15 protein-coding genes are annotated in these 11,925 nt (G+C 42.9%); 14 read left to right on the plus strand and 1 reads right to left on the minus strand.

Going from position 1 to position 11,925, the window contains the following annotated elements:
- The first annotated feature begins 168 nt into the window (after positions 1-168).
- The 14 genes from ORJ00_RS18265 to ORJ00_RS18330 all read left to right on the plus strand — a co-directional run bounded on the left by ORJ00_RS18265 (position 169) and on the right by ORJ00_RS18330 (position 10,592).
- Positions 169-414 carry a hypothetical protein gene (locus ORJ00_RS18265; RefSeq protein ID WP_306140519.1) on the plus strand — a complete coding sequence of 82 codons (246 nt, stop codon included), beginning with the start codon at positions 169-171 and terminating at the stop codon, positions 412-414.
- 118 nt (positions 415-532) lie between these two features.
- Complete coding sequence (locus ORJ00_RS18270; protein WP_306140521.1) at positions 533-1,321, plus strand: hypothetical protein; 789 nt, start codon at positions 533-535, stop codon at positions 1,319-1,321.
- Between the two features lie 40 nt (positions 1,322-1,361).
- Complete coding sequence (locus ORJ00_RS18275) at positions 1,362-1,706, plus strand: hypothetical protein (RefSeq protein ID WP_305977753.1); 345 nt, start codon at positions 1,362-1,364, stop codon at positions 1,704-1,706.
- 650 nt (positions 1,707-2,356) lie between these two features.
- Positions 2,357-3,667: a S41 family peptidase gene (locus tag ORJ00_RS18280; protein WP_305977733.1), complete on the plus strand. Its 1,311-nt coding sequence runs from the start codon at positions 2,357-2,359 to the stop codon at positions 3,665-3,667.
- A 219-nt stretch (positions 3,668-3,886) separates the two neighbouring features.
- Positions 3,887-4,231: a 5-carboxymethyl-2-hydroxymuconate Delta-isomerase gene (locus ORJ00_RS18285; RefSeq protein WP_306140522.1), complete on the plus strand. Its 345-nt coding sequence runs from the start codon at positions 3,887-3,889 to the stop codon at positions 4,229-4,231.
- A 141-nt stretch (positions 4,232-4,372) separates the two neighbouring features.
- Positions 4,373-4,672, plus strand: a complete 300-nt coding sequence (locus ORJ00_RS18290) for a hypothetical protein (protein ID WP_306140523.1) — start codon at positions 4,373-4,375, stop codon at positions 4,670-4,672.
- Complete coding sequence (locus ORJ00_RS18295; RefSeq protein WP_305977318.1) at positions 4,662-5,282, plus strand: rhomboid family intramembrane serine protease; 621 nt, start codon at positions 4,662-4,664, stop codon at positions 5,280-5,282. Before ORJ00_RS18290 ends, ORJ00_RS18295 begins: the two co-directional genes overlap by 11 nt.
- Positions 5,283-5,394: 112 nt before the next feature.
- Entirely contained in the window at positions 5,395-5,715 is a 321-nt protein-coding gene (locus ORJ00_RS18300; protein WP_306127083.1) for a hypothetical protein, read from the plus strand.
- 87 nt (positions 5,716-5,802) lie between these two features.
- Positions 5,803-6,384 carry a hypothetical protein gene (locus ORJ00_RS18305; protein WP_306127084.1) on the plus strand — a complete coding sequence of 194 codons (582 nt, stop codon included), beginning with the start codon at positions 5,803-5,805 and terminating at the stop codon, positions 6,382-6,384.
- A gap of 136 nt (positions 6,385-6,520) precedes the next feature.
- Complete coding sequence (locus ORJ00_RS18310) at positions 6,521-6,907, plus strand: DUF4124 domain-containing protein (protein WP_306127085.1); 387 nt, start codon at positions 6,521-6,523, stop codon at positions 6,905-6,907.
- 502 nt (positions 6,908-7,409) lie between these two features.
- Positions 7,410-7,784, plus strand: coding sequence for a hypothetical protein (locus ORJ00_RS18315; protein WP_305977853.1), 375 nt, complete (start codon positions 7,410-7,412; stop codon positions 7,782-7,784).
- Between the two features lie 136 nt (positions 7,785-7,920).
- On the plus strand, positions 7,921-8,184 hold the full coding sequence (locus tag ORJ00_RS18320) for a hypothetical protein (protein ID WP_305977854.1): 264 nt from the start codon (positions 7,921-7,923) through the stop codon (positions 8,182-8,184).
- 424 nt (positions 8,185-8,608) lie between these two features.
- Positions 8,609-10,081, plus strand: a complete 1,473-nt coding sequence (locus ORJ00_RS18325; protein WP_306140524.1) for an amidohydrolase family protein — start codon at positions 8,609-8,611, stop codon at positions 10,079-10,081.
- Positions 10,082-10,355: 274 nt separating this feature from the next.
- Positions 10,356-10,592 (plus strand): hypothetical protein, encoded by a 237-nt coding sequence (locus ORJ00_RS18330; protein WP_306127088.1) that lies wholly within the window; start codon positions 10,356-10,358, stop codon positions 10,590-10,592.
- A gap of 119 nt (positions 10,593-10,711) precedes the next feature.
- On the opposite strand, the gene ORJ00_RS18335 is transcribed toward ORJ00_RS18330, so the two are convergent.
- Complete coding sequence (locus ORJ00_RS18335) at positions 10,712-11,884, minus strand: cystathionine beta-lyase (RefSeq protein ID WP_306140525.1); 1,173 nt, start codon at positions 11,882-11,884, stop codon at positions 10,712-10,714.
- Positions 11,885-11,925: the final 41 nt, after the last annotated feature.

The raw sequence follows: 11,925 nt of genomic DNA on the forward strand, positions 1-11,925 counted from the left end.
GTCGCCTTCCAGCTTAGCCAATCTGGCAAAGCTGGGGGAGAAGGCTCAATGATTATCAAGGCGCTGTTGTCGCCACTTACGTGGCTGGGACGGCTTACGCTGCGCTCCAACCGCCCCAAAGCTTTGCGTTAGGTATCTACAAGGATAACTGGAAGATGGAAGCATTCAATGAAAGAAGTTAAGGATTACATTCCCCCTTTAGTCGCTCTCCTTATTCGTGCTGAAGAATTAAAAGAGAGTGAGTTAACGCAATCAGAGGTTCTAAAAATTAAAGATTCTTCTTCATATGTTGTGGTTCCAGAAGATGTTGCAATGGCAACGGCTGAGAACAGAGGCTACTCAGATATTGATTCCGAAAATGTTTGGGAAGAGTGGCAAAAAATTAGAATAGATATATTTGCAAACGATACCTAACAAGGGTTTTCAAGTCGGACTCGTAACAGTTTGCTCGGTTCCACTTCGTTTCACATTACAGCAAACTGTTTCTCGCCGCTTAAAACGGCGTTAGCCATCTCATGGAGAGACCAACCAAATGAAGTATATATTAACCATCATTGTTGCATTATTTGTGGTGGGGTGTTCGTACGAAGATATGAAAGAATCGATAGTTCCAAAAGAAGAGTCATCTTTTGCCAAGGAATATTTAGATCAACTTCGATTAAAGAATTATGAATACATAAAAGCTCAAATGCATCCAGAACTTCTTACCAAGGTAACAGCTGAAGAACTGGATAAATTATCCGGCTTTTTCCCTGAAGGTGAGCCTCTAAAGACCGAATTAATGGGTTCCAATGTTCGCACATTCAATGATGTTTGGTCGGCGAATTTTTCGTTTGAATCTAAATTTAAAGTAGATTGGTCAATATCAAGCGTTTCCATGACGAAGCAAGATGGAAAACTTTTGGTAACTGGAATTAATGTTTACCGCACTAATGAATCACAAAAGGTATTAAATTCATTTGGTAACGCAGAATTAAGTATGCCTAAGGTTTTAATATTAGTTCTAACAATCGTCACTCCAATATTCATGATTGTGACTTGCGTTTTTGTTTATCGAACCCCTATAGAGAAAAAGCGGCGCTGGTACTTGTTATCGTTTGTTGGTGTTGGTGCGGTTGCAATGAATTGGACTACTGGCGAAATAGCCACAAAAATCGCAACAATAAAATTTCTAGGTGTTGGTGCTAGTGCCGCAAGCGAATTCGCTCCGTTAATATTTACTTTTACAATACCTATCGGCGCAATAGCATTTTGGGTAAAACGTAACAAAATGATTGAGCAAACGATGGCTAACAAGGCCAGCCAACAGGACGCAGCATAGCTGCGCCTCTGCTGGCGGCGTTATAGAGATAGAAACTAGTATGAAGAATGTAATATATTTAAGTGTCCTCATCCTTATAGGTTTCAAATGTTTTGCACAAGATCAAGATACCATACTTGCGTCAATACAGACTCAACTCGCAAAACATGAAGTCAAAATTTTAGAAAAATTAGAAAAGCTAAATTTGGAAAATATAAAAAGTTTGGATGGGGATTCTTTAAGTTTCGTCCCTGTAAATAATGTAGGTTTTAGTTGTGGTGTTATCATTTCCAATACTGAAATCCCCAAAATACTCTATACAGTCCAGTTTTCTAAAGATACTGAAGAGTGGATCCCAATTGAAGGTGAGTCCATTAAGAAAAGGTACTGGGGCGTATCTCTATAACAAGCCATTCAAGCAGGACTTTTAACAGTTGGTTAGGTTCCGCTTCGCTACACATTATAACCAACAATTAAAAGCCTTTTAATGGGGCGTTAGGTGCCTGGCTAAACATGAAACTTAAGAGTTTAATTTTAATATGCTCATTAACATTTATTGGATGTGAGTCAAATAACTCATCATCTCAAGAAGTTGATGGCGTTAAAATTATCGGCCTTATCTCGAAGGCTACTGCTCGCGACTTAATCACTTTGTCAATGATGTGCTCTGATCTTAGTTGTCTGGGTAACAAGAAAGAATCTGTGCCTCAGTGGTTGAATGGTTTTTCGAAAATTGGGTATATAAGTCTAGAAAGTAAAACTGTGTATAAGGTTTGGGTTAGAGCTCATGAACATGCTTATCTAGCGCTATATTTTACGCAAAATGAAAATGGATTTGAATTGAGTAACTTCGGTTTCGGTGAATTGAACTAGCACACCTAACAAATGCATTAAAATTGACGCCTAACAGTTGGCTGGCGCTCATTCTTCGCTTATTTTAGCCAACTGTTATCCGCAATTTATGCGGGCGTTAGCAACTTATGTAACCCTACTGAAAATTGCCGCGTTGTTTCAACATTTAAGTTATAGAAAAATAATTAAATTGCAGGGAAGAGTATGAGTAAAAGATTTTATAAACCACTGATAATCAATTTAATTGCCTTTTGTGGTGCAGCCAATGCAACTGATTGCAGTGATGTCTCAAAAGTTGTCGCTAAAAAGCTTCAGGATGCCTACGTGATTGAAGCAACAGCAACAAAGATGTCTCAGTTATTAAACTCCAAAGATTTCCTTAGCCGCTGTAGCAAGCAAAAATCCGCTGAAAAAATTGCTGATTTTACGACCATAGAACTCAATAAAATCGCCAATGATAAACATCTCTCTGTTGTATATGATCCACAGTGGGTAAAAGAGCTGAAAGAATATCGAGCATCAGAACAAAATACAGCAGTTTCAGATCGCCGCGTTATGGAAACACCGACGGATAATTATGGTTTTAAAAAGGTTGAAATGCTCGAAGGTAATATAGGTTACCTTGATATAAGAATGTTCTCTGATAGCCATTTGGGCGGCGCAACACTTGAAAGTGCGATGAAGTTTTTACAGCATGCTGATGGCATTATTATCGATTTAAGAAACAATTTTGGTGGCAGCCCCTTTATGGTAAACACATTGGCCAGCTACTTTTTTGATATGGACACTGTTCACTTATTGACCTTTGAAAGCCGTGAAAACGGACGATTAACCCAAGTACAAGATTGGACTTCACCTTATGTGCCTGGTCCGCGGTTTAAAGATACGCCACTGTATATTTTAACCAGTCACAACTCTGCATCGGCGGCAGAATCTTTTAGTTATTCTATGAAGAATTTATCTAGGGCAACAGTCGTTGGCGAAGTCACTGCAGGTGCTGCCCATGCCAGAAGAGCAGAAATCATCAATAAGGATTACATCCTTACTTTACCAAGGCTTCGACCTGTTGATCCAAGGACAAATGATAACTGGGAGCGAAAAGGCGTAACTCCCAATATAGAAGCAGTCAGTGACAATGCATTTAATGTGGCCTATGCAGATGTGTTAAATACTCTTATAAAAAAAGGTTCGGACAACATTAAACTACATCAATGGGTTTATCCGCTCGTGAAAGCCGAATCGAATCGGTATGTTGTTAAGCAAGAAGATATAAACCTTATAACGGGTCAATATGGCGAACGTAAAATTTATAAAGAAGATGGGAAAGTATTCTATCAACACGCTGATGATCGACCTTTTGAAATCGAATTGATTGATCGGGAAACGATCATTTTTAAAGCATTTTCAAGCGCAAGGTTGCAGGCTGTATACAAAGACAACAAAGTAGTTGCAGTGAAAATGCTTTCTTTCGGCGAAGATGGGCAAGAATTTAAACGCACGTTGTCGAAAGCCTGAAACGTTAAGTGCCTTGGAGCAATGGTAGGTTTTGCTGGCCAGTTTTACTATAGCGCTGTCGCAATTTTAAATTCGCACAATTGGCGCTGCATGTTGGCAAATACGGCTAACAAGCAAATCTTAATCGCCCATGCTTCGCATGGGCTGCGACGTCAACCCGCTGCGCGGCTCTCCGCGCTAAATTTGGGCGTTAGCAATTCAGTGCATATAGGAAGATAGATGCCACATTTTGTAGTCGATTGCTCAGTCGAGATATTGGAAAGCCATTCTGAGGAATATATTACTGAACAAATTCACTTGGTTGCTGTTGCCTCTGATTTGTTTGATATCGGTGATATTAAAGTTCGGATAAACCCCTACAGTAAATATTCGGTGGGTGGGAAACGTGAGCTTTTCATCCACGTATTTTCGAGCATTATGCAAGGTCGCACCACTGAGCAACGAGCTAAGTTGTCACAATCGGTTGTTGAGAGGCTAGTGGCAATATTTCCGCATGTTCCAAATATTGCTATGAATATCAGTGAGTTTGAAAAGGCAACTTACTGTAATCGGAGTATGCTTTGACCAACATTGCTAACAAGGTAAGTCAGCATCGCACCTTTGGTGCTGGACTCGCTAACGCTCGCCGCTGCTTGCGGCGTTAGCAGGTGTTCGGGGTTTTAACGGTTTCAGTCAGTAGTTTTATTCCGGCTCTGCTCGCGTTTCGTGTTCTTAGCGGCAGCGCCACAAGTTAAAGTCCGCCAGTTTGCGGGCTTGCTGCAAACGGTGGTGGCTGTAGCGTTGTTCTTCTTGGCTTCGCTCAGTAGTTTTACAGGTTCCGGTTGGCTCGCCGTATCGCAGCTGGCCGGTGTAGTTTTAAATTTGCACAGTGGTGCACTTGTTCAGCTTCGCCAGTGCGGCAGTGCCGCGCAAGTTTATTTGGTTGCTGCTAACAAGCAAAGGCAAGGCGACGCCTACCGCGCGCTTGCTTTGAGCGTTAGCTTCAGGAAGAAGTATGAATTCTAATTACAAACCATTTTTTACTATTGCCATATGTATTTTAACGGTATGCGTTTCTTTTTTTGTGGCTTACCAAATATCAGGCTCAATACTCGGTAAATCCCGAATTATTTATCTTGCTGATTATGGCGGTCTAACAGTTGAAAGCATCAAAGAATTTGAGATATGGCGATTTATAACTGCGCAGTTTGTTCATGTCCATCAGAAGCATATGATGTATAACGTTTTATCTATAATGTTCTTAGGCGTTCTTCTGGAGCGTAAAATTGGATTTAGATATACGCTATCCATTTGGCTATTTGCGGGAGCTATAGGAACTCTATTTACAACACAATTTGGATCGCCGCCTTGGAATACCGGCACAGGCGCTTCGCAAGCCGCATTAGGCTTTGCGGGTTTTGCGCTAGTTTTTTATACAGTTAAGTTTAGGCGCGAATACATACTTTTAGCTGCTATCCTCTTTGCTATTTTGCCAGCACTGTATTTAGATCTTAAAACCGCAGGTTACCCTAAACCCGGGCATTCATTAAGTTTCATTATTGGTTCCGTTATAGCAGTTTGGTATTTAAATAAATCGGAACAAAAAGAAGCAAGTACGAAGTATGATCGAAGCTAACAAGTTACTAAATTTCGTTCCGGCCACAAACAGCGTGGCCTCCTCGGGACTGCCTACGCTGCGCTGCGGCAGGCCATTCGTAATACGTTATGCAACCACACGGTGAGAAGCATTGAACAAGATCAAAGAGGAATTGTTGGCAACGGATTTGGCTGACTGGCGGAAGAAGGGCATATTCATAGCCGTTATATTTCTAAATGTTTTCCCCTTCTTTATTACGTACAAGGCATCTATGCCAGACTTAGAGGCTACTTTGTGGCAGTTGCGTCACTTCGTTGGCATCGCTGCCATGCAGGCTATAGCTCAAATGTCGCTTGCATGGTACATCCTGAAAAATAAGGTACCTAATTACGTAATTGGTAGTTTTATAGTTATCGCGATGTTTTTTCAGCTCACATATGGCATGTTGGTCATTTTGCTGTCCAGTGCATAATCGGGTAGCCGGAGGTTTCTAGCCTCCAGCCCCCACAACACCCTGCATGCCGCTCCGCACAGGGCGTTTCCTGAAAATGTTTAAAGCATGATGGCCGATCAGCTCCTTCATGCCCCAATTATGGCTTCTGATTTTGCGCCACTGATCCTAAGTCCGGTCGGATACGAAACAAGTGAGCTGCACAGGCTCCTAATTGATTTTCAGGTTCAGGCCTTCACACCGTGTCCCAACTATTACGATGAGCGTTTGGTTACTATGCCGCCTGCTGACTTCTGCTTAATCACTTTTAAGCTTTCCCCTGAAGGCGCTATCGGTTTTCATCTAGTTCGCTCTTTCCAATCGATGACATTAGAAAGCCAAGGCACTTCAAGCTCAGCTTTAGGATGCTCATGTTCTGAAGTGCCTATAAATCGTGCTTTCGAAAGATCAGATTATGTTGGGCGTGTAATTTCTGCATCAGTCACACCTGATGAAGTCGTTGAAAGCCAACTAATTGCCCAGGAAGTAGAAGTACTTAAAGGTAAACCTGACCAATCTGTGTTTTTTTCAGCTGCCACCCACAACGCAGAATGTGAAGCCATTGCAGTAGTTTGTGAACAATATATAGTGTTTGAGCAATACGGAAAAAAACTTGTTTTACATAGTTGTAGCGATACAAAAATGTTGTAAAATCCAGAGCAAATTGAAGAATTGATAAATGGTAGCTAACAATACGCCACAATCGTCCATTGCGTGGCCTGTACCTAAAACCGCTACTCGAATTTCGGCCGCAGCTAGTAGCGTTAGTATTTTTATAGGATCTTGCATGAAAAAACATATGGTATTTTTATTTTTATTTTTATTTTTATTTGTTAATAATGTTCAGGCTAAAATTTATAAATGGGTGGATGCTGATGGAACTGTTCATTTTTCACAACACATTAATGATGCACCTGAAAGCCAAGAAGTTAAAGAGATTGAAGTTGGAACTACAAACACATCTCAACCTGAAAATATTAAAGCGTCCCCTGGCAAAAACAATGCAAAGAAAAAAGAAAATAATAAAATTAACTCTAAACAATTAGATGAAAAATGTGTTCAGTTATCTAGAGTGTGGGCGATGGAGCCCGATCGATTTAAAAGTCAACACCAGGATGAATATATAAGGCTAGGGTGTAGAGAAGCTGCAATGAAAAGACTCAAAAACCCATAAAACAATGAAATTTATTTATAAAAAATGAAATGATTAAAAAATAACACTAACAAAAGCTACAATAGATAAAAGTGAACTTGGAGCTAGTTTTATTTTTATTTTTAATCATTGCATCCGCTCCATTAATTTGTATCGCAGGCACCGTCACATGGATTGTGTAAGCTAAACCTAACTACAGGTTCAAACCGTTCTCTTCGCTTACTGGGATGAGCGCACGACAAGATTACTGATTTTTTAAACACCGTCAGTCCACGGAGGGCCCAGGGCAAAAAGCCCATTTTTCCGTCCACTGCCTGCGTACTTGACGCAATCGCCATGAACTGCATTTGTCTGGCGGGTAAATCGTTACCTTGCCGAAGCACCAGGCCAGAGCCGGATGACCAACAACGCGCCATGTTTGGCGGTAGACCATTACAGTAACAAATAATAAACAGAATAGCCGGGGTAGAAAAGCTGTGCACTCAGCAGGTTTTTCTACAGGCTCGTTATGGAGCATAATCGAGTGACATGGAAACTTAGTATTCAGCAGTTCTTCTGGTTAGCGCTATACGCCGCCATTTTCCCTATTGGAGTTCTAATTGCTCCGACTATTGGCAATTGGACATTTACGGTTAGTGCATTAATTTCATTGCCATTGTTACCACTTGGTGGTTTAGCTTATATGGGGCTTACCAGTTCCATAGATCCCAATTTGGCACTGCTATTTACATGGTTATTTAATTTGTTATTAGCTTGGCCAATGTATGTTCAATATCGCGCCTACAAGGCGCGCAAAAATTCAGGTTCTAAGGCTGTCGTTTACTCAGTGCTCAGAATTATTGCTATCATAATTACGCTGGTTTTGCTTTTTAGGGCATTTGTCGTAAATGCTCCATAACAAGGCACAGCGCGGTTCGCCACCCTAATGTCTTGCGTTAATGCGCTATATTTTTCTGGGCATTATTAAGGATATTTCACACATGAAGCTTTTCTAAAAAATCTTAACTATTTCACCGGTTGTTCTTGTTTTATTAATGCCAATGGTTCAGGCACAAACTACTGCCCCCACAAAGGCTAAGGAGACTGATTCTTCTACGCCTATAACGGTTATTAAAAAAACAACGGAAGTCTCAGAAATAAAACGAGCCGAGCGAAACAAGATTGATAATGCTGTTACAATTTCTAAGAGTGATAATAAGATGATAGAAAAATCGAATAAAACCAAAAACAAGCAAAAGCCTAAACCAGTTTTTACCGGTAGCGGCCCAGCAAGGTCAAGGGACAACCCTGATGGATAACTATAAAATTGTTTATGTTTTTTACACCAAAGCACCCGCTGCACTTACTATTGAGCCTGAAAAAGACGGTCTTGTACCTGCGCAGTCTGTGTACCGCTTTGCTAACAAGGATCTGTTAGCAAAGCAGACGTCGAGTTAGTCAGAATTCCTTTCGCAAGCCATGGTTACAATCAACTGGCATCCAATTCGATTGGCAATGTTCAAGCGCATCAAAATTGGATGTTGAGAAGCTATGCATTAACGCTGGCAGGAGTTACATTGCTAATTTATTTGGGTATAAACACTCGTGAGCTTTATGCTTAAACCATGCATCAGCCCTGATAACATTTGTAATCAGAGCAGTTTATCGATGCTGAACTGTAAAGAGGCATGTTGTTGCCGAAGACAGCAGCAACCTACCAGATTACGCCATAGGGAAATTTAAATGCTAACCAAAAGTTGGACGACATGGTTAAAACGTATGGGTGTCGCTATCAGTATTGGTTTACTTGCTGGAACTGCATGGTTAGTGTTTGTCATCAACGACCTGCCAAATACTCTTGAGCCTAAAACAGTTAAACCAAGCGGCGTACTTTTTGACAATGTGCGCGTGCTCTCGATGGTTGACGAAACGTCGGTAACGCAAAGTTTGCAAGCTGTGCTGGTTATCGGCGATAAAATTACCAAGATTGCGGCGGCAGGTGAGATAAATGCCCCCGATGGTGCCCTTATTATCGATGGCCGCGGATATACGTTAATGCCCGGGCTAATTGATGCGCATATCCATCTTAACGATGAGGCCGAACTGGCTGCCTACCTGGCGCACGGGGTTACAGGGTTGCGTAATATGTCTGGTTATCCATTTCATCTTCGTTTAATGGAACGTATAGCGAACGGACACCTCTTAGGGCCGGATTTTATAACTACTGGGCCCATTCTTAATAGTCGCGGCCCCAACGAGCTGGTGTTACAAACTACCGTGACTACCGCCGAAGAAGCGCGTTTAGCCGTTCGTGCCCAACACAGCAACGGATATCGGCATGTCAAAGTGTATTCAAACCTTACCCGGGCAGCCTTTGACGCCATTATTGATGAAACGGCTAGCCTGGGCATGACGGTTAGCGGACATTCACCGGAAGGTGCAAGAACAAAAGGAATACCTCACTCTACACCCTTTGAAATCCCCTGGGAGGCCTCGCTTGGACGAGGCTTTACAACGTTTGAGCACATAGAAACCCTGGTTTGGCATGGCTTAAGAGATAAATTAGATCAGCAAAAGATGCGCTTGTTAGCCGCGGCGATTGCTGAATCTGGAGAGGCCGTTACACCCACACTATATGCACATAAACGACTGGTATTAATTGCACAAACACAAGGCGCTTATTTAAACCGGCCTGGTGCTGAGATGATTAATCCGCTTGTGACATGGTTTTCCAAAAGCGCACAACAATATTGGCGTCAGGTTGACGCATCCGTTTATGAAGCGCCACATGCCGATTTTTTTCTTAGCGCCACCGGGCTGTTACATGAAGCCAGCGTTCCTTTGTTGAACGGCACTGATAGTGGCAGTTTTGGTATTATTCCCGGTGCATCGGTAGCGCGCGAGCTGGAGCTTTTAGTGGCTGCAGGTTTGTCTCCCTTTGCCGCATTAAACACGGCTACCCGGCAAAGCGCTGAAATACTTGGCTTCGAGAAAACGGGTATGATTTTACCAGGATATCGTGCAAATCTAATCCTGCTCCCCAAAGACCCATTAACAGAGGTTGCTGTCGTGGAATTTCCGGTAGGTGTAATGATCGGGGGATATTGGTTAGATGAGCAAGCACTTGACGCGATGAAAAGTTCAGCAAACAATTCTGGGGTATCATCATTTTTTCGCTCTCTGATCCGCGTCATTGAAATGAAACTTTTTGCATGACAAATTAACGCAGCTTGAGCAAGTGGCGCTTTACTCGTAGTTGTTTTAAGCATGACAGTGCAAAGGCGTTATTGTTACGTTAAAAAACTATCACCTTATTGCGCAAACTGTTGTAAATTAGCTTTTTTGCTATGACATTACGTTTTAGTTTACGGTTTTATCAATGGCGCCATGAGTATTAAACCCATTTAGCCTAATTATGCTGCCAGGTGTTATCTATGGGTTTTGTCACTGATGGTAGTGCACTATAACAAGCTAAATAAATAAGAAGTTTATGCGTAAATTTATATTACCGTGTTTAATTGTGGTTTCACTTTCTTCCTGTGCATCTCACCAAGTAGCCGAGAATGGCTGTAAATTTGTTAATGGTGCTCACGAATCAGAGCAAGAGAGAAAAAGTAATAATGAGCGCAAGGGTGAAGTGCATCGACAAGATAAGGTAGACATCATCAATGGCATTTTAGCTTTATTTGCCATTAACTTATCTGATGAAGATGAAAAGTGCATTTAACTCTCCACCCTACTCCCGGCCTTTGATAGCCGGGACAGCAGCAGGGCAATTATTGGTAGCGTAAGACGGTTACACATGCGCGCCAACGTGCTGCGCGTGCCAGTACCGTTAACGCTGATTCAACTGGCTTGCGCAAACCGGGTGAAGGCGGCGTCAAGATCAGCAATTAAATCGTCAACATCTTCCAAGCCGATATGCAAGCGGATTAACGGCCCGCTGTAAGGCCAGGTAGTGGCAGTGCGTAGGTTTTGCACCTTCATTGTGGCAGTAATTAAACTCTCATAACCGCCCCAGGAAAAGCCCATTTTAAAATGCGCCATACCCTCGATAAACGCTTCTACCTGCTGCTGACTGCCATGCTTTAAGACAAAGGCAAATAAACCGTTACTGCCACTAAAATCGCGGTTAAAAATGGCGTTGCCAGCATGTGTTGCCAGCGCCGGATGCAATACGGTTGCTACCTCGGGGCGCTGTGCCAGCCAATTAGCCACCTTAAGTGCGCTTTGTTCATGCTGCTTTAGCCGCACCGACAAGGTACGTAAACCGCGCAGTGCGGTATAGGCGTCATCGGCCGAGGCGCAGTATCCCAGCAAATAGCTGTGTTCGCGCAGTTGTGGCCAACGTTTCTCATTGGCGCTGGCAGTGCCCAGCATAACATCAGAATGGCCGACAATGTATTTCGTGGCCGATTGCACCGACACGTCTACGCCCAGCGCAAACGGCTGACATAAAACAGGAGAGGCCCAGGTATTGTCGAGGATGGTAACAATATCATGCTGCTGTGCCACCGCGCAGATTGCCGGAATATCTTGCACTTCAAAGGTAAGAGAGCCAGGCGACTCCAGAAAAATAACTTTGGTATTGGGCCGGATAAGGCTGGCAATGGCGGCGCCTATTTGTGGGTCGTAGTAGGTGGTTTCAATTCCGTAGCCCGCCAGCACTTTGTCGCACAGTGCCCGGGTTGGCTCATACGCACTGTCAACCATTAACAGATGATCACCGCTGGTTAAAAACGCTAGCAGTGCCCCACTTACGGCGGCAGCACCGCAGGGGTATAGCGCACAACCTGCGCCACCTTCCAGTTCGCAAATGGCTTGTTGCAGTGCAAAATGGGTGTCGGTACCGCGGCGGCCATAAAACGGCACTCTATTACCACGGTTCACTGTGGCATGCTTTAGCTCGGCAAAGGTATCAAACACGATGGTAGAACCGCGAACGACTGGCGGGTTTACCACATTGCCACAGTATTGTTTGGACCGACCCGCGTGTATCAGCTGAGTGTCTTTTTTCATTTTTGTACCTGCCTTGTGAACCCTATCTACTTTAGTCGCAT

It is taken from the genome of Rheinheimera baltica (genome assembly GCF_030731985.1).
GTDB classification, from domain to species: Bacteria; Pseudomonadota; Gammaproteobacteria; order Enterobacterales; family Alteromonadaceae; genus Alishewanella; species Alishewanella baltica.